We start from the raw sequence: 21,104 nt of genomic DNA, 5'->3' as shown, positions 1-21,104 counted from the left end.
TAATATTATGCAAACTGGTAAACCATATTAGCCGCTCACTTAAAAATTTTCTAAGATTAGAGATACATCTAAATTAATATAGTTATTGCTCATGTATACTGATGTAATTCTTTTAACTATATTAAATATGTATTATTTTACTCTCTCTACAGTTAGAAAATAATTCAGCACGTTTGTCTATATTATAGATAATATAGTTTGATTAAACACAGAATCTTAATGCTTAAGATATAGACATTATTAGAAAAAATATTAACAATATTTATTGTAATAAAATGATTCAGGATAGCATTAGCATAAATAAAGATAAATACATCCTTGCAGATAATATATGTATTTATTCTATATAAAAGTCTTCTTACTTAAAATATGTTAAAAAAAAATACTTTATGATAAAATAGTTTAGGTGTCTAGCATGTCAGCATAGAAAAATAGAATCATTTATCTCAAAAATTAAATAAGAAAAATAAAATCTAACACAGTTTATCACAACATATCTCTATAGCTATAGAGGTCGCATAAATATTCATAAAACAATTATAATATCAATATCCGCTAACTTAATCGAGTATTGTGTCAATGAGATAAGAATTACAGATATCCTATAAACTTTACGCTTATTTAGTGAATCCATTCTCTTAATACAAGGCGTCTTAACGAACGTCTAGTAAAGTAGTATAATATTGAAGCAACACTGATTATGAATACAGTTGTAACTATACACATTAATTATCAAAAGATATGGGATAGAAGTACTCACCGTAGCATATGAAAGAGCAATAAAACACCTTAGTATAAATGTATTCCAACTTATCTTTCAGAGTGTATACGTTCTTAAAGATATTATACCTATATCTAATATTTTTCTTTTATTTCTTTAGGCTATATGTATAATTATAATGAGTAATAATTTTAATGAAAATTGATATATCTCGCTACATTAGCTAATACTTCAACATTTTATCAACAACAATGAATGTTGAATATTCATAGAATTTATAGACATTTACAATAATTAAAAATATTATATATTTCATTATATAATTATAAAGGTTAAGTACACTATCAAGTAATAGATAGTACATATGATTCTCTTGCATAAATACTATCACATAAGAAAATCTAATCGTATAGTAGCTATTCTCTAAGTTCTAAGGACTAAAATTTTAATATAATATTGAGGATCTTCTCCTGTATAAAACTTATATATATCAATATATTGCAAATATCTAAATAATAGTAGCAGGCTACTGATAAATATAATCTCCTATCAATATTGACGTGTGCTATATAGTAGAAAAACTCATTAACTATTTAATAAATAGCATTCTGTATTCCAATAAGATAAGATAGAAAATTTAATAGATCACACGATGATTATCTTGTCACTCCCATTATCGATGAATCACGAAACCTTCATTATTCTTAACTATAGAAAATTATTTTAATACATCGTATTAATATAACACGCATAAAAACATTTATAGAACCCTAAATAATAAAAAAATAAGAAGCACTTCCATTCATGGAAATACAAGACATGCTTAGTAATTAATAAATTAAATATAGCACGCATAAAGACATAAAAATTACTGGTTTTATTAATAAAAAAACGTGTATCTGATAACGACAACGATGTCTTGTTTTTATAAAAACAGCATTTTTTTATATTCCATGAAATTCGGCTATGATGCTAAAATATAGTCAGCAGAATAGATAAAAATGCTCTTACAGTTATTTGTCAATTAGCTTATTAATCAATTGATATATTTTGAAACTTCTAGAATTTCATATGACGTATATATCTGAAATACTCTAAAAACTATGGTATATTTCATAGGATTCACAATAAGTCACAGCGTTATACGCTCCACTCTATCGTAAAATTCACGTGGCATATTTTTATTTAATACTTTTTGTTAACATTAAAACTATTAATTAATCAAAATAGTTAAGATTATTCAATAACTATGAATAGAAATCACTAGTTATTAAGCTATTCCCATTCAATAGTTGCTGGCGGTTTTCCGCTAATATCATATACTACACGCGAAATACCATTTACTTCATTGATAATGCGGCTAGAAATACGGCCAAGCACATCATAGGGCAAATGTGCCCAATGCGCTGTCATAAAATCCACAGTTTCTACTGCACGCAGTGAAACAACCCAGTCGTATTTACGACCATCACCCATTACACCTACTGAACGTACCGGCAGAAATACAGTAAATGCCTGGCTAACTTTATTATATAGGTCGGCCTTACGTAACTCTTCAATAAAAATAGCATCTGCGCAACGCAATAAATTACAATACTCTTTTTTTACTTCACCTAATACGCGTACGCCTAGACCAGGACCAGGAAATGGATGACGATACAGGATGTTATACGGTAGCGCTAGTTCTAGGCCGATCTGACGCACTTCATCTTTAAAAAGTTCTTTTAACGGTTCTATAAGATTTAGCTTCATCTTTTTTGGTAAACCACCTACGTTGTGATGTGATTTTATCATATGTGCTTTACCGGTAGCAGAAGCGGCAGACTCAATAATATCTGGGTAAAGAGTACCTTGCGCTAACCATTTCACATTAGGTTGCCTGTAGGCTTCTTCGTTAAATACTTCTACGAACATGCGACCAATGATTTTGCGTTTTGTTTCTGGTTCTTTTACACCCGCTAACGCACTCATAAAACGATCTTCTGCTTTTACATGGACAATATTTAATCCAAAATGATCCCCGCACATTTTTAATACTTGATGAGCTTCATTCAATCGAAGCAAACCATTATCGATAAACACACAGATTAAACGTTTGCCAATAGCACGATGTAACAGTATTGCCGTAACAAAAGAGTCAACACCTCCGGATAGCCCTAGCATCACATAATCTTTACCAACCTGCTCGCGAATACGTTCAATCGCATCCTCAATTATAGTCGCTGGAGTCCAAAGAGCTTTACACTGGCAAATATCTAAGACAAAACGTTCTAGCATACGCTTTCCTTGGCAGGTATGAGTCACTTCCGGATGAAATTGTACGCCGTAGAAATGCTTTTCTTCATTCGCCATAATAGCAAACGGGCAACTTGAGGTACTAGCGATCACTACAAAGTCAGATGGAATAGCGGTGACTTTATCGCCATGACTCATCCAAACATTTAATAACGGTTTTCCTATTGCATTCAGAAGATCTTGTATACCACTTAATAACGCGCACTCATTAACGACTTCCACTTGTGCATAACCAAACTCACGTTCACTAGATCCTTCAACACAACCCCCTAATTGCATAGCCATCGTTTGCATACCATAACATACCCCTAATACCGGCACTCCAACAGTAAATACGCACTCAGGGGCACGTGGGCTATCGTCTCTAGTAGCGCTTTCCGGACCACCAGAGAGGATAATACCACTAGGATTGAATGCATAAATCTGTTCTTCTCTTATATCCCAAGGCCATAACTCACAGTAAACGCCGATTTCTCGCATACGACGTGCGATCAATTGACTATATTGTGAGCCAAAATCCAGAATAAGAATGCAATGCTGATGGATATTTTTTTTCATAATACGGCAAGTTCCAAAAAATAAAGTGAAATTGACATTATCTAAATCGTAATTAATCGAACAGTTATTATCTCACTAATATATCCTGAATATTAAATCAATAAGTTACATCCTAAATCAACCCATACGATAGTTTGGGGGCTCTTTCGTGATGGTAACATCATGTACATGGCTTTCCTGCATTCCAGCATTACTGATACGTACAAATTCTGCTTTGGTACGTAATGCATCAATAGTGGCGCAACCAGTTAGACCCATGCAAGCACGCAGCCCACCCATCTGCTGATACACGATAGCTTTCACCATACCTTTGTATGCTACACGACCTTCAATTCCTTCTGGCACTAATTTATTAGTGGTATTATGAGCTTGAAAATAACGGTCTGAAGAGCCTATAGACATTGCACCTAAAGACCCCATGCCACGATAGGACTTAAAAGAACGCCCCTGGTATAACTCGATCTCCCCTGGTGATTCGTCGGTGCCTGCGAGCATAGAGCCAACCATTACACAGGATGCTCCTGCAGCGATAGCTTTGGCAATATCCCCCGAAAAACGGATACCACCATCTGCAATAACGGGAATGCCAGTACCTCTTAACGCATCAACTGCATCAGAAATAGCTGTAATTTGTGGCACACCAACACCAGTGACAATACGTGTCGTACAGATAGAACCAGGGCCAACACCTACTTTTACTGCGTTCACACCTGCGTCAGCTAATGCCATGGCGCCAGCTGCTGTAGCAATATTGCCACCAACAATCTGTAATGTAGGATATTTTTTCCGGGTTTTTCGAATGCGTTGCAACACATCATAAGAGTGGCCATGCGATGAATCTATAAGCAGTACGTCAATACCTGCGGTAACCAGTGCATCAACACGCTGATCGTCATCAGTACTCGCACTAACCGCCGCACCTACGCGTAAGCGGCCATGCCTGTCTTTACAGGCATTTGGCTTACGCTCGGCTTTCTGAAAGTCTTTAACAGTAATCATACCTACTAAGTGATAGTGATCATCTACTACTAATGCTTTTTCAACGCGTTTTTCGTGCATTTTTTTTAGCACACTCTCGTGCGCTTCACCTTCTTTCACCGTAACCAGACGCCCTTTAGGGGTCATTACTGCAGTAACTAGCTGTTGAAGATTCGTAACAAATCGCACGTCACGCCCTGTAATAATACCTACTAATTCATTCTCTTTACTAACAACCGGATAGCCAGCGAAGCCATTACTAGCGGTCAAAGCTTTAATTTCTTGTAAAGTAGTTGTTTGGGTGACAGTCTGTGGATCAATCACTATACCGCTTTCATGTTTCTTAACGAGACTAACCTCTTCAGCTTGACGATCAATAGGCATATTTTTATGAATAAAACCCAAACCACCTTCTTGTGCCAGTGCAATAGCTAAGTTAGATTCAGTGACTGTATCCATAGCAGCAGATAACAGCGGAATATTTAGGTGAATATTTTTTGTTAGTTGTGTGCCAAGTTCTGCGCTATTAGGCAAAACTGTAGAATAAGCAGGAACGAGAAGTACGTCGTCAAACGTTAGCGCTTCTTTAATAATACGTAGCATGGGCAATATCTCACCAAGGTAGTGATAAAAGGATAAAATATTGCAGTAGTATTATACAGAGCATAATTAATTACCCTTAGTTCTTTTTTTTAGAAAAAGAATTTATTACTTCTTAGGTATGTATCATCAGAGACTTAAACATTGACTTTTAGATGGTATGTAGCTGACATATCAGGAGCGTTGCGATTTTTTTACTATTCGCTTGATAGTCAAATACTAACATGCAATAGTGTTACAACTATTAAACATAGCAATAGAAAATTTGAATCTTTCGCGAATCTCTAACTTGTTCTAAACAAAATACAACCATACACGTGTAATCTTAAAAACAATCCTGCACACATACGTTTTGCACTTTCATTGCAAAACACTTTATATCTTATGGGTTATACAAACACTAACGAATTCTAGTACCGATAAGGTGGTATTATATAAATTTTATAATAACTATAAACTCGTCGTCATCTAATACATAACGTCAACACTCCGGCTGATTACAATAACATGATTATCTGCTATGCGTTTACTTATTCAGTATGCAAGATTAATGCAATTATAGAATCAACAGGCATAACTTAGTCCTATTGAAATATATTTAAGTCATCATCTCCAATTAAAGCGCGGTATTACATAATAATTTTTTAGATACTAAACGATACTACCCTTCATGGCTAATTATCATTCCTACTGCATTGCAACGAAAGGCTACGATACATTCTTGTAGATTATTCAAGCTATTAAGCTTCATGACAGTCATCGTAAAATATAATGTTCGGATCATTAGAAAAGTTAGCAATTCACTGAGAAGATCTATAAAACTTTAATAATATATATAATAGTTGCTCACTAGCGTCTCAGAGTCCGTACAGTCGACCATGATGAAAGTGATATACCATAGTGGTATTTATTGCTAGTTTTCTAATGTAATCTCTTTCATTATCATTTAAATTAATGAGTCTTTATCAATTTAATGTAGTACATTCGTTGCACAAACAATCATAATGCTTGGAAGTAACGATACATTACTATTTAGCTAAACATTAACACATGTATATATATTTACTGTCATTGATGATTGTTTACAACAATAAAGTTACAGATTTCCCAGTGCTTAGCAGAAGTTATCCCGATTGTTAACGCTTAGTATAACCTGTAGCTGTTGTAGTAATTAGTGTGCATATGATCTTGATGCTGTACTGCAGGGTACATCAAATATAACATACAATATCTTATTAGCTACTATAAAAGAATTGATAAACCTTCATTCATGGTTGGTACCATTTACTATTTACTAGCTAATAGCTAATGAGATAAGGCGTGCCGCTTCCACCAAATATCCACAAAATAAAGTTTTACTTAAAATATCAACGCGAATAATTGATCTTTATAGTTTTTTAATAGAAAAGAAGTGAGTATTGTTACTGTGTCGTTTATAGTGATTATTAACTCTTCCTTATATGTCTGATTAGACGTTTACGCTTATATAACTGATTTGGCCTTAGTAGATTGCGTTTTGTAGCGAACGGATTATATCCTTCTTTACACTGAATACAAAGCGGCGTTCCTATCACTTGTAAAGAGCGGTGGAAGTAGTTGCTTAGATAACGTTTATAAGCATCGGATAGATTGCTTACCTGATTACCATGAATAACTATAATCGGTGGGTTATGTCCACCGAGATGAGCATATTTGAGTTTGACCGGTCTATGTCGTATCAATGGTGGTGGATGGCTATCAACAGCCATCTTCATTATCCTAGTCAGAAGAGACGTGTTCATACGCTGTGTTGAACAAGTGTAAGCTTCTAATACGGATTCAAACAATTTATCAACACCGCTACCATGTAGCGCTGAAATAAAGTGTATACGAGCAAAATTCACAAAACCTAGACGCAGATCAAGCAGATCCTTAACATGTGTACGATTTGCTTCGATGATTGTATCCCATCTATTAACTACTATGACTAATGATCGACCACTTTTCAAAATAAAACCAAGCAATGCAAGATCTTGATCACAAACTCCTTCATATGCATCGATAACCAGGAGTATTACGTTAGCATCTGCAATTGCCTGTAATGTTTTAATTACTGAAAACTTCTCTACCACTTTGATTACTTTATCACGCTTGCGCACTCCCGCAGTATCAATCAATACGTATTCTCGCTCATTATGTATCACAGGTATATAAATACTGTCTCGTGTCGTTCCTGGTATATCGTATACTACGACACGTTCCTCGCCAATAATACAATTCGTCAGTGTAGACTTACCTACATTGGGACGCCCAACAATAGCGAGCTTCACTGGTAGTGTCTGTAATTTGCAGTCACTTTGTAATATGTCTTTTACACCCGTAAGATTTTTATCATTATGCTTCACCAAGTAAGCAGTGTTATTTTTTTTTGCAAAAAACTCCCTTCCTTTTTTAACAAGGAAGGGAGTAGTATATGTTTAATTAGTTGTTTTATACCACGGCCACGTGAAGCGGCAATCGCATATACTTCAGAAAGACCCAGCGCATAGAAATCAGCAGTCGCTGCGTTCGATGCTAAACCATCAATCTTATTAGCAATTACAAAGGTCGTCTTTTGGCAGTTACGTAGATATTGAGCAATCTCTTGATCGGCTGGCATCAGCCCAGCACGCGCATCAACTATAAACAGTACAATATTAGCTTCTGCAATTGCTAAAAAAGACTGATCAACGATGCATTTTTCAACGCCATCTTGATGTCCGTCAATACCGCCAGTATCAACAATAATAAATTCATTGCCCTCAAATTCAGCGTGCGCATATTGACGATCCCGTGTTAGCCCAGGAAAGTTTGCCACTAACGCGTCTCGCGTCTGTGTCAGACGATTAAACAAGGTTGACTTTCCTACATTAGAGCGTCCGACTAGTGCGATGATAGGTATCATTGTAAAAGCCTCATAATTTAATATATAATATATCACTATACTTGGAACAGATGTTAATATTATACTTACACAACTAAGAAACAGCTGCTGAGAATTTAGAAGCCGTTTCATTTTATCTTTCTCACCCTCATGACGTTAACAACTTGTATGTCCTCACTTAAACAGTCAACTACGCGCCGTTTAGGGGATTTACGCGCATTTTAATTATCTTTTGCATGAATGTCTCAATATTGGCAGCGTTATGACAATTAGCAGCACTAACACATAAAAGCGTACACCTTGCCATTTCGCGCCTGAATAACTAGTTTATCACCCGCTATCACTGGTGCAGATAAAAAAGCACAGCGATCAACGTGCTGTTGAGCAATCAAGCGGCCGTTCGTAAGGTTTATCCAGTGTAACCAACCCGTAGCATCACCGATTACAAGATAACCATTAAATATTACCGGTGACGTTAATTGATGATGAATCAGATCATTTTGTATCCATACGGTTAATCCATCTGTCTCTCTTAAAGCTACCAGTTGATCATTCTGGTTGATTAGATAAATACGGTTTTCATTAACGATAAAATCATTCACTGTACCTAGATCACGTTTCCATATAATCCGGCCAGAACGCAACTCTAATGCCGTCAGGTTACCATTATAACCTGCAGCATAAATGATGTCGTCAACAATCACTGGTGTAGTATCTATATCATTGATACAATCGGTGGTAATCATATTACTCGGTTGAGCAATACGTTGCCTCCAAATTAATTGACCTTGCTGCATTAATACGGCACTAATACAACCATTATCACTGCCCACAATAGCTGCACCAAAGGCTACAGCCGGCGAGGATTCACCTCGTAACGATAGTGGTGTTATGTCTAGATGTATCATCCACGCCACCATACCGTCAGACTCATTTAGTGCCTGCAAGTAACCATTAGAAGTGTGGATTAAAACTATACCGCTGCTAATTACTGGATAAGAGATTGCTTCGCCAGCAACTCTACTTTGCCAAATTATTCTGCCATTAGTAATATTAAGTGCATACACTACCGCTTTCTCACTACTAACATAGAGCTTATCTTCTGAGACCGTTAAACCGCCCGATAGAAGTGCTGATGAGTGTCGAGAAAATAAACTAGTATCTTCTGCAAGATATACCTTCCACTTTTCGTTGCCGCTAGCAACGTCCATCGCTTTTACCATACCATAACGATCAGCTGCAAAAAGCACACCGTTTTGAAAGACAGGACGCAGATGAGAATAAAACTTACCAATGCCCTTACCAACTGAAGCGTTCCATATTTCATGCGGTATACATTTAGAGTCACCTTGCGATACCAGCGATGTAATTGCTATTTCTTTTCTTCTATTCAATACAGAACAACTACTTAGCGTTGTCATCACAACTAACCATGCTAAGAGTGTTTTATGTAACTTCATAGAAATTCCTTAGTTGGGTAGGTTATGCAGTTTTATTCTTAAAATCATACGCAATACCTCAGAAGAATTGGACGCAACACTGTTACTGTAAGCCTCACGTGCACCTTGAAAATCACCTATAGCTAACAATACATCGCCACGCATCTCCTGTACAATCGGCGCCCAGTCAGCAGATTTAACTTGATCTAGTATGTTTATTGCGTAATCCCATTTTTTTTTCTGTATCTGGATACGCGCTAGTCGTATGTTGATCTGAGAAATCAGGTGATTATCTGTAGTATGGCTATGTGCCTTAAGCAGTTGTTGTTCTGCTCTAGTAAAATCATTATGCTTCACAAAATATCTAGCTAACTTTAAGGCAGCGAATACACCGTAACTATTATTGTTATTTTTTATAAATTTTTCGGTTTCTACTATATCCTCTATCTGACCTATCTGCAGATATGCATTTATTTCTTGATAAGCTTGAGAGACTGCTATCAAATTGACATCTTGATGATTGCGCCAGTAATACCAGCCAGATAAAACCAACAATCCAAATACTATACCCAATATTAGCGCCGTCTTTTTTTTAGTAAAAAATTGACACAAGATCTCAAGAATTTTGCGCTCAGTGCGATAGATTGTCATGGCATCCCTTTATTTTACTGAACACCGAAGCTAGATACGCAGAAACTTCATTTTGCACTAGCGTAACTTGTTTGCCACTATATAAATCTTTTACAACTATCTGTTGTTGTGCTGTTTTATTTTCACTAAAAATTAATACAATGCGCACACCCCATTTATTCGCACGGGTAATTTGCTTTTTAAAGCTACCACCACTGTGGTTGGTTATTAATTTTATATGAGGTAAGACATTGCGCAGTTCTTCTGCTAGTAACATCACTGTACTCCGCATCGCCGCACTAGAAGAAATTATACACACATCAATACTAGGTGTTGAAGTAAACACTGGATGCAGAGTCTGTATAAGCAAAACCAAACGCTCTAATCCTATCGCGAAACCAACAGCTGGAACTTCACGTCCGCCTAACTGTTTGACTAAACTGTCGTAGCGCCCCCCTCCACATACAGCCCTCTGTGCACCTAAACTGGTAGTTACCCATTCAAATACTGTTCGGTTATAGTAGTCTAGACCACGTACCAAACGTTCATTAATAGTGTATGCAATACCTGTCTTTGCTAAAAGTTCACATAACTCAGAAAAATGAGTGTGGGATTCTTCATCCAGATACTGGGATAGACGCGGTGCATCATCTAATAATGCTTGTACATTAGGATCTTTAGAGTCTAGCACGCGCAGAAGATTCCGGTACATACGATTCTTGCAGTGTTCATCCAGATAGTTGGTGTGCGATTCGAGAAAAGCTATCAGCGCTATTTGATAGCGGTGACGCGCCTCTATCGAGCCAATAGAATTAAGCTCTAATTTAACATGCCCTGCAATATTTAGTTCTTTCCAACAACGAGAAGTTAACAGAATAAGTTCGGCATCAATAGCTGGACTATGTAGTCCAAACACTTCCACTCCTAATTGATAAAACTGACGATAACGACCTTTTTGCGGACGTTCATAACGAAACATCGGCCCCAGATACCATAAACGCTGCTCTTGATTATAGAATAATCCATGTTGAATACCTGCACGAACGCAACCAGCAGTACCTTCTGGGCGCAAAGTTAAACTATCACCACTGCGATCATTAAAAGTATACATCTCTTTTTCTACAACATCAGTCACCTCGCCAATTGCACGTTTAAATAACGACGTCTGCTCCACAATAGGTAATTTAATTTCACTATAACCATAACTATTTAGTACCCTCTTAAGGATGCTTTCAATATGCTGCCATAAGACTATGTCTTCTGGTAAGTAGTCACTCATGCCGCGAACAGCTTGAATATTCTGTGTCACATACATTCTCTTGCGTTATATTTAAAAATAAATCCAGTTATAAAAACTTTTGTTGTCTTTTATGCAACGTACATGATATATTTTATATCTACCTTGTAAAATTGAAAAAATAAAGCCTGCTTTATTGATAAAGCTCATCTTTACAATATATTTACTAAGATACGATTAGCTTGATCAAGCATTGATGCTTTAGCGCGGATCTTCATCTCTAATTGATCAATGATTTGCTCATTATTAAGACGCTGATTTTGACGCACGCCATCTTCATAAAAACCGCTATTTTTTCGACCACCAGTGACACCGAGAGTTGATACTAGTGCTTCACCCGGCCCGTTGACTACGCAACCAATAATTGATACGTTCATTGGCGTACTAATATCTTCTAAACGATCTTCTAATGCATTTACCGTGCTAATCACGTCAAATTCTTGGCGCGAACACGTTGGGCAAGCAATAAAATTAATGCCGCGAGCGCGGATCCGTAACGCTTTTAAGATATCGAAACCAACTTTCACTTCTTCTACTGGATCAGCTGCTAGTGAAACTCGTAAAGTATCACCAATACCTTCCGATAGTAACAATCCCACACCTATCGCTGACTTAACCGCACCACTACGTGCCCCGCCAGCCTCAGTAATACCAATATGCAGGGGTTGATCAATACACGATGCTAGCAAGCGATAAGCTTGAATAGCTAAAAATACATCAGATGCCTTAACACTAACTTTAAATTGATCAAAATTAAGTCGATCAAGAATATCTACATGACGCATTGCTGATTCTAGTAACGCTGCCGGTGTTGGTGCACCATACTTTTCCTGTAGGTTTTTCTCTAATGACCCACCATTAACACCAATGCGAATTGGTATATTTTTGTCACGAACGCAATCCACTACTGCGCGAATACGTGATTCAGCGCCAATATTTCCAGGATTAATGCGTAGACAATCTACGCCATATTTAGCGACTTGCAGCGCAAGACGATAATCAAAATGGATATCAGCGACCAACGGTACATGAACTTGTTGTTTAATCAACTTAAATGCTTCTGCGGCATCTGCCGTAGGTATTGCAATACGCACTATATCAACACCCGCACGTTCTAGCAATTTAATTTGCTTCACTGTCGCAGCTACATTGGTAGTACGTGTATTCGTCATCGACTGCACGGTAATCGGGGCGCCATCACCGATTGGTACTTTACCAACGTAAATACGTGTTGATTTTCGGCGATGAATAGGCGTTTGATTATACATAAGTCGCGCTCCCTTACTGTTCTGAGATTACATCCATGACTACATAATTATTTCAGAGGTAGTGATTAAGTGAGTAAAGCTCTCAGAATAAACAAACCAAATCACATTAACTAGATTACCTTGATAGTAAATCTACACTAAAACAAGCATATTGATAATCAATGTATAGTATATATAGAATATTACTGACTAGGTTTAGCTTAATTATGCTTTTATATACCAAGAAATAAAGTTTTGCTTATATACTAAATTATTTATGCTCGCAATCATCTGCAAAAATTATGACTTATCCATTAACATGGATATGAATAGTTATTTTTATGTTTTTGTTATAGTAAGTAACAATGTTTTATACGGATTGAATCGCATTTTTCTAGTAGTCTTATCTGATGCAATAATCTAGAAAAATCTCATAGCAATAAGAGACAGGTCCCGCAGCTTAGGCATAGTATAACAGTATTAAGCAGTTTAATAGTATGATTAGTAAAGCATCCTATGGTACCTTAGTATTTTTTGTCCGCGTAGCAAATTGATTGGCCATTGTAGCAATTTCTTCCTTCTGTACTTGGTGATTTTGCCACCACCAACCACCGGTTAAACCCAGCACCACTAGTACCACACACCAAGTACACTTCATTAACCATTTATCGCATGTTGTATGGTGTTTATTTAATGAAAAACACTGCATTAGTGTCACTGCTTCTGTTTTTTTTGGTGTCTCTTTCGCTAATGTTACCAACAGTTCAGTGTCTGCAACATGCACTAACTTAGCATAAGAACGGATATAACCCCTCACGAAAGTCACAGTAAGATCGTTGGAAATCTTGCCTTCTTCAATATCGTATATAATAGAATTTTTTAAACAGAGGCGCTCTGATACTGCTTGATGACTTAGCCCAAGTTGTTCACGAGCTTTACGTAGACGCTGACCTATCATCATAAATGCATGTTGATCCTGTAAACATTTAATTTTCATTAATGAAAAACTTTTTATTCTGTTTAGGTGATAAAAATTTCGTGCTGCTTTTTATAAGCATATTATAAACTTTTAAAGTTACTGCTAACACGGTACAATAAATCTTTCAATATATATGTTCAATGCTAGATAGTAACCCACGTTACTACTTATAACGCAATATATCGCAATATACCTTGCACTGTCTTGAATGATTTTATATTTTATTAAAATACCTTTTACTTTGATTAACTCGTAGTATGCAGGTTACAGATACAGTCCAAACGTACTAGTTCATTCTAGTATTTAAAAAACAATAAGTGGCTTTTGAAAGCTTACACTAGGTACTTAACTATAATAGAGTATCCATGCTCACTCATGGAGTATGGATACCACTAAATATAGTGGGTTTATGTAAATATTTTAGAAAAAAACTATGAAGAAACGCATTCTAATTATGCAACAGTGCATAATTGTTGCATACAATAGCTTATCGTCTAATAACTCGGCAAAAGAGAGAGTTATTAGACATCTCTCATCTTAGATATATCATTATATACTTATTCTGAGTGCACTGACCGTGTTCTATTATAACGATAATTTTTTCTTATTCCATCGAATAGTATGGATGTTATACTATGATAGATACTTTGATTTAAGCGCACACTACATTTAGCTTGCATGAAGGTGCTCTCTATTTCTAGCAAGAAAACTTAAATAATAAACCAGAAAACCAAAAAAACTTCTTAGTATTAACAGCTCCATGCCAATGTGGTTTTCTCATCATACTATTAATAAAAATTAGAGGATAAAAATTCATTTGTAGTAAAATGGAACTTAAATCGCATGTATATCAATAGCTTGTCTATCTATTACATTTCTGAAGATTCGTTTTGTGCGGTCAATTACTTCGCCTGTTAGCTGCCCACAAGCAGCGTTAATATCATCGCCACGGGTTCTACGAACAATCGTGGTAAAACCGTATTTTATTAACACTTTAGAAAAACGATCTATTCGACTATTAGAACTGCGGCAATAAGGGGCGCTCGGAAATGGATTCCATGGAATTAAGTTAATTTTGCATGGTGTATTCTTTAGTACTTCAGCTAATTGATGTGCTTGGTCTGTACTATCATTAATCTGATCGAGCATTACATACTCTACAGTAACCCGCCCTTGGCTGGCGTTAGATTTTGCTAGATAGCGGTGAGTTGCAGCTAAAAAACTTTCAATGTTGTACTTACGGTTAATCGGTACGATCTCATTACGGATTTTATCATTAGGAGCATGCAGTGAGATAGCTAGTGCTACGTCAATCATATCACCTAGCTTCTCGAGTGCTGGAACTACTCCGGAAGTTGAGAGTGTGATACGGCGCTTAGATAAGCCAAAACCAAAATGGTCGAGCATAATCTCCATTGCTGGCACAACGTTGTTTAGGTTAAGCAACGGCTCCCCCATTCCCATCATTACTACATTAGTAATTAAACGATTACCTGTCACTTTTAACAAACTAATAATTTTAGCTACACGCCATACTTGACCAATAATTTCCGATACACGTAGATTACGGCTAAATCCCTGCTGAGCAGTTGAACAAAATTTACACGCTAAAACACACCCTACCTGCGATGAAACGCATAGGGTACCACGATTACCTGTCGGAATATACACACTTTCAATTTGCTGACCACCCACTTTCATTCTCCACTTTATAGTGCCATCAGCTGCATATTTTTCTTCAGCTACCTCCGGGGCGCGAATCTCAGCAACGTTTTTTAATTTACTACGCAATACCTTATTAAGGTTGGTCATTTGTTCAAAATCATCGCAGTAATAATGGTATATCCACTTCATTACTTGGTCGGCTCTGAACAGTTTTTCACCTAGTTGCTCAAAGAATTCATGCATTTTCTGGCGATTTAAATCTAGTAAATTTATTTTTGTTACAATCGGCTGTGCCGCATTAAAGGAGTGAGTTATGATTAATGAAGAATCTTTAGAGCAGGGATACTCAGATTTGATAGATTTTAACATAATGCTCTCTGATCGCGTGCTTACACGCTATAATATTAAAAATATATTATAATAATTCCATTGCATCTGCATTAGTTGTTGTACTGATTTTAATTATTAGCATACACCCTAAGAATCAACCTAATGTATATGATTAATCCATCATCCTAGATAAGTGATAATTAAATCAATTAATACTAACTTATCACGGTATGCTAAATTACGGTGTCATTGCATCACAGGAATAGAAATAAGCTATACCTTGAGCTTGAAGCGCATAAGACTTTAAACTATTACACATCAAAGTCATACTTTTGACTGAATAGTTGTCACATATTAATATGAAAAGATTTCGCTATCAGTAAAAAAATAACATATTTCACGTCGTGCAGATTCTATTGTATCCGAACCATGGATAGCATTAGCAGTTAAGCTATCTGAATAATCAGCACGTAAAGTACCTGTTAGTGCGTTATTTGGATTTGTTGCCCCCATAATCTCACGGTTACGCTGTACAGCATTTTCCGATTCCAACACTTGTACCATAATTGGGCCAGAAGTCATAAACATAACTAACTGATTGAAGAACGAGCGGTGTTTATGCTCATCATAAAAACCTTTCGCTTGATCGTAAGTCAAAAGCAGCATTTTAGCTGCAACGATTTTAAATCCAGAACGCTCAAAGCGAGCATAGATTGTACCAATGTCATTATTAGCTACAGCATTAGGTTTAATGATAGAACAGGTATATTCTATAGTCATGCTAGTCCTTGTATCTTACAAGAGTCGATCTTAATTAAGTGATGAAAATTAATAAATGTACTGTTTATATTTAACTACATGCAATCAATATATCAAACACATAGAACGTCATTTTAAAATTATAGTAAATTCCCTGTATTGAGGGGTATAAGAAAGAAAGCTACACCGTCCTTTTCCTAATCACATTGATAAACCACCCAATATACTAATATGCTCATTCTTAATTGCGTACTCTTTTAATATCTAATATTCTTTTAATTAACTCTTATAAGTACCTAATGTAGCCACTACGTCTACAACCTTATGAATCAATCTGTTAATTCCGGCTAATTACCTTGAAGTTTTAAGATAATAATCAATGGTTCTGCTGATTTACTACTCGATTTTGCATACGTAATAAGCAGTGCAACTTATTAATATAAATTAACTAGATCATATAAGTTAATATTGTGACTCTCACTAAACGGATAAATCTGTGTCTTACGCATTATTATATGTATCGTTTAATTAACATAGCGTAATAAATAGTAGTGCACCTTCAATATCTTTATCGCTTCAACTATAAAAGAACAGCGTTATACTGTTGATACACTTACCTGATATTAGTAAGTGGTAAGGGTCTTAATATTTAGAATAATCTCAGCGTTCTGTGTAATCTATTAATGCTCAGCATAATCAACACCGTTGTATTAATTAGCATTATGAACAAAAACCAGTTAATCAGCTAATCTGGTAACTGCAATCTTCAGTATATGCTAAAGATTGCTTTTAACTAAAAGTATTTTATACTCTCATTCATAATGAACTACAATCATTACATTGTATTGCTTAATATACTCGAAGAGAGTAACAAAAAAATAAGCGGAAGGCTATGTTGATTGTATATTTTATAATATGTTTATTAGAAATAACTACATTAAGGTTAACGCTATTCGTAAACGCACCTACTAGAAAACCGTTAGGTTTTTGTAGCTAGTTATCGACACAAAGTAAGTCTGAAAATACGACGCAATTAAATGCAAAACTAGCGACTTTAATATTAGATATAGTGAAATAGGCATAATTAGTGGTATTATTTCATGTAAAGATATTAGATCGCAATTGACTATGCTGACACTTTACAAACAGCATCACTCTAACATTCCTATGCAATAATAGTGATGAATGAGAGTATTACTCTAATAACACATCACTGATACGACACAGAGAGCGCGTTTACTATCGCGCATAGTAACCTTACGGTACATCAGTTAGAATGGAAAAGTAATGATTCATTTTAAATTTTACTCGCGGCGTCAATGACGTTATCAGTTACCACTAATTAGTATACTATATTGCTTTTATAATCTTTGCGAGATTTCTATTGTATATATATTGGTGAAAAGTAGGTTAAAATAACGTCATTCATACCGACAAACACTCAAAAGATAGTCCATGATATCAAACCCTATCGCTAGATTTTAATGGTTTATTACTGTACGTTGATACAACATGCAATTAACTTAAAATTAAATTTTTAGATCTTCAAACTTAATGTTTGCTCTACTTGATAGTTTTCGATGAGTCCGTTAGTTTTTCTAAAAGCGATGTATTCATTATAGGATATCTTTTTAAGAAAAACGCTAGTTAATTAGGTGTAAGACATGACTGGAAATCAACAAAAACTCTCACTCTGGGTTAAGTTCCATATTGATCCTACTTTCTTATTGCTTATTTTGGTTCTTCTACTTTACAGTGTGCTAGTGATGTTAAGCGCTAGTGGCCAGGATATTGACATGATGGAACATAAACTCAGTCAAATCATTATCGGACTTATTGTGCTAAGCACAATGGCACAGATACCGCCACGAGTGTATGAAAACTTAGCACCTTATCTATATATAACCTGTATAATTTTACTCATGTTAGTACATGTCTACGGTCAGAGCACTAAAGGCGCACAACGTTGGTTAGATCTTGGTTTTATACGTTTTCAACCATCAGAAATCGCTAAAGTTGCTGTACCGCTAATGGTAGCGCGTTTTATAAATTGTGATGTCTGTCCACCGTCCTTCAAGAATACTAGTATCGCACTAATACTGATCTTCTTACCATCCTTACTAGTAGCGGCTCAACCAGATCTAGGGACCGCAATTCTAATCGCCATATCTGGTCTTTTTGTGCTCTTCCTATCTGGTGTCAGTTGGAAGCTCATCGCTTTCACCATTCTACTAATAATAACTTTTCTACCAGTTCTATGGTTTTTTTTGATGCATGCCTATCAACGTGACCGACTAATAATGCTACTATATCCAGAAAAAGACCCACTGGGTTCTGGGTATCACATCATTCAATCAAAGATTGCCATTGGTTCTGGTGGGTTAGTAGGAAAAGGTTGGCTACATGGTACTCAATCACAGTTAGAGTTTTTACCAGAACGCCACACCGACTTTATCTTTGCAGTATTAGCCGAAGAACTCGGTTTAATTGGAGTATTGGTGCTACTGGCACTGTACTTATTAGTCATTATTCGTGGACTAATAATTGCTACTAAAGCACAAACTACTTTCGGTCGGATGATAGTTGGTGCCTTGACGCTAATTCTTTTTGTATATATATTCATTAACATTGGCATGGTTAGCGGTATTGTGCCGATTGTTGGTGTGCCTTTACCTCTAGTCAGCTATGGTGGTTCGGCACTCATTGTTTTAATGGCCGGTTTTGGGATTATCATGTCAATTCATACACATCGAAACATGCTATCTCAAAGTTTATAAAACAACTAATTCGTAAAGAACTACAATATCTCATTAGTCATAAGACAACTTGTTATCTACTACCTGTGCTTACAAGACATTTAAATAACCTCTAGTATATCTAAGATATAGAATATAAATTAGTCACATATCACCTAAGTATAGACTCTTATTATTTAAATAATCTAAAGCACTAGATTCATAATTAAAGAATTATACTTATAATTATAGCAAGATGCTTCATATTTTATTATCAATGCTCTTAACAATCATCAATTCTGATTGACTACCGGATGCACGGGGTACTTAAAACTTCTCTATCGCCAAGTATGATAGGAGATACTCTGATTACATTAAAACGCTGATTCTAGCTTCGATAATCTAACACTCGCATGGATTATTAAGACTCTGAATCTTTATGAGAGTTTCATCATCAATATATCAAAAATACCTGCATAACAAAAAGCATGTCTTAACATAAAACCTCACATAGCCACTAGCTAAATTACTATCGATTAAAATCCCATAAACTATCTTATAGATAATTTTTCGCTAACTAGCATGAGTGATGATGGATATGCTAACTAAATGCTTTTTTACTTTCTATACTCTCTTGAGTATAATTATATTATCTAGATATTATAATTACAATCAATAAAAAGTAAGTGGGAATACTATATGTTTTACAAAGGACAAGAGACCTTTTAATATTATATTAAATATATCAAATAAATTGACAATGCACATCTATTGGATGTATTAATGACATATATAAAACGTCAAAAACTAACGTATGTAGAAATGTTAACAAGAAAAGTCTACTCGTCAATACTAACGTAATATTCTACGTACTAATATTCCTAGTGCATCCTACAAAATAACATTATCAATATAGCAATCTACAATATGTTCACATAACAGTGAATACCTTAGGTTTTCTGATTATAGTAAACAATAATTTACTTAATTAAGTCAATGCATGTATTCACAATAGAAAACATTGTTATCACTGTTAACTCGTCAAAAACTCAATAAGGTAATGCACAAGCAATGTACAACAATCACCACTATCATGTAATTAATAAAAATTCCGCATAAAGATACTTCTTTTTTAAGATATTACTCAAACGTGATACAACCATATTATAGAATGAAAAATCACTGAGATATCCTAAAACATAATGTTAGTACATCTAGTATAATGCAGTGCATTAACCCATCTAGATTGTAGGAAAATGAATATTGTATTAGCCAACACCTACACTTAAGTTTTTTTAAAATAACCCAGAGATCTCGTAAGCCTTAATCTATATGAGAAACTGGTTAGCTCAGAGCTCTGTCCTGACTAAATAAGTTTTATAGCTATATAAACATACGTACTAAACGTAGTTATCCGCAGAGGTTGATATTAGTTAATCAGGTTATCACTGCAGTTATAATAACGAAACCTGCCACATGCACGGTATAACACAGCATAACTAGTTTATAGTAAATATCACCATATTCTAGTAAAATATGGACATCTCGAGTTAATCATTGTAATCGGGAATACTCTCCCGGATTTTAATTACTATCGTCGATACAGCATCTAACACTCTCTAGCTGTTTTTTAGAAGATGTTGTCATGCTAGATGAAACAACCACATATCCTACGCAATGTTAGGATGTTACTTGAGTCAGTGTAATAGCCTACTAGCATTAGTTGTACCATTTATATCAACACTTCTAAAAGCCAAATAACCTTATCACTTATTCATTTTGGTGCACAATAACTCTCCTTATATACTAACAGTCTGCTCGCCATTAGTAATCGTCACTTAGATATGCTAATAACAAGGTACTAGCAAGACGTAAGCAAGCTAAATGAATAGTAATATAGTTAAAATGCCCAACGAAAAATAAAAGAAAAACTAACTAAAATCTATCGTTAGATGATAACTAGTAGACC

At 35.4% G+C, this 21,104-nt stretch carries 10 protein-coding genes and 2 pseudogenes; 1 reads left to right on the top strand and 11 read right to left on the bottom strand.

Translation table 11 applies throughout. The features are described 5' to 3' along the window. Positions 1–1,996 precede the first annotated feature (1,996 nt). The 11 genes and pseudogenes from guaA to ndk all read right to left on the bottom strand — a co-directional run bounded on the left by guaA (position 1,997) and on the right by ndk (position 16,421). Positions 1,997–3,574 carry a glutamine-hydrolyzing GMP synthase gene (gene guaA / locus GIY03_RS00690; protein ID WP_457913802.1) on the bottom strand — a complete coding sequence of 526 codons (1,578 nt, stop codon included), beginning with the start codon at positions 3,572–3,574 and terminating at the stop codon, positions 1,997–1,999. Between the two features lie 117 nt (positions 3,575–3,691). Then, positions 3,692–5,155 carry an IMP dehydrogenase gene (gene guaB, locus GIY03_RS00685; protein WP_457913801.1) on the bottom strand — a complete coding sequence of 488 codons (1,464 nt, stop codon included), beginning with the start codon at positions 5,153–5,155 and terminating at the stop codon, positions 3,692–3,694. A gap of 1,442 nt (positions 5,156–6,597) precedes the next feature. Further along, a pseudogene (gene der, locus GIY03_RS00680) lies at positions 6,598–7,476 on the bottom strand (ribosome biogenesis GTPase Der); the annotation flags it as partial. Positions 7,477–7,606: 130 nt separating this feature from the next. Beyond that, positions 7,607–8,075, bottom strand: a pseudogene (locus tag GIY03_RS00675) (GTPase); the annotation flags it as partial. Between the two features lie 257 nt (positions 8,076–8,332). Then, a complete protein-coding gene (bamB, locus tag GIY03_RS00670; RefSeq protein WP_457913800.1) occupies positions 8,333–9,514 on the bottom strand; it encodes an outer membrane protein assembly factor BamB in 1,182 nt (393 codons plus the stop codon). A 9-nt stretch (positions 9,515–9,523) separates the two neighbouring features. Further along, entirely contained in the window at positions 9,524–10,144 is a 621-nt protein-coding gene (locus GIY03_RS00665) for a YfgM family protein (protein ID WP_457913799.1), read from the bottom strand. Beyond that, positions 10,125–11,432 carry a histidine--tRNA ligase gene (gene hisS / locus GIY03_RS00660; protein WP_457913798.1) on the bottom strand — a complete coding sequence of 436 codons (1,308 nt, stop codon included), beginning with the start codon at positions 11,430–11,432 and terminating at the stop codon, positions 10,125–10,127. The genes GIY03_RS00665 and hisS overlap by 20 nt, the downstream gene beginning before the upstream one ends. A gap of 140 nt (positions 11,433–11,572) precedes the next feature. Further along, positions 11,573–12,688: a flavodoxin-dependent (E)-4-hydroxy-3-methylbut-2-enyl-diphosphate synthase gene (gene ispG / locus GIY03_RS00655; protein WP_457913797.1), complete on the bottom strand. Its 1,116-nt coding sequence runs from the start codon at positions 12,686–12,688 to the stop codon at positions 11,573–11,575. A 493-nt stretch (positions 12,689–13,181) separates the two neighbouring features. Next, positions 13,182–13,664 carry a cytoskeleton protein RodZ gene (gene rodZ, locus GIY03_RS00650; protein WP_457913796.1) on the bottom strand — a complete coding sequence of 161 codons (483 nt, stop codon included), beginning with the start codon at positions 13,662–13,664 and terminating at the stop codon, positions 13,182–13,184. 816 nt (positions 13,665–14,480) lie between these two features. Further along, positions 14,481–15,680, bottom strand: a complete 1,200-nt coding sequence (locus GIY03_RS00645; protein ID WP_457913795.1) for a bifunctional tRNA (adenosine(37)-C2)-methyltransferase TrmG/ribosomal RNA large subunit methyltransferase RlmN — start codon at positions 15,678–15,680, stop codon at positions 14,481–14,483. A 315-nt stretch (positions 15,681–15,995) separates the two neighbouring features. Beyond that, positions 15,996–16,421, bottom strand: a complete 426-nt coding sequence (ndk, locus tag GIY03_RS00640; protein ID WP_457913794.1) for a nucleoside-diphosphate kinase — start codon at positions 16,419–16,421, stop codon at positions 15,996–15,998. 1,643 nt (positions 16,422–18,064) lie between these two features. On the opposite strand from ndk, the gene mrdB reads away from it, so the two are divergent. Then, on the top strand, positions 18,065–19,177 hold the full coding sequence (mrdB, locus tag GIY03_RS00635) for a peptidoglycan glycosyltransferase MrdB (protein ID WP_457913793.1): 1,113 nt from the start codon (positions 18,065–18,067) through the stop codon (positions 19,175–19,177). Positions 19,178–21,104 lie beyond the last annotated feature (1,927 nt).

This window comes from Candidatus Gillettellia adelgis (assembly GCA_020541285.1).
Lineage (GTDB): Bacteria > Pseudomonadota > Gammaproteobacteria > Enterobacterales > Enterobacteriaceae > Gillettellia > Gillettellia adelgis.
This window is presented reverse-complemented; position numbering and strand designations above follow the sequence as displayed.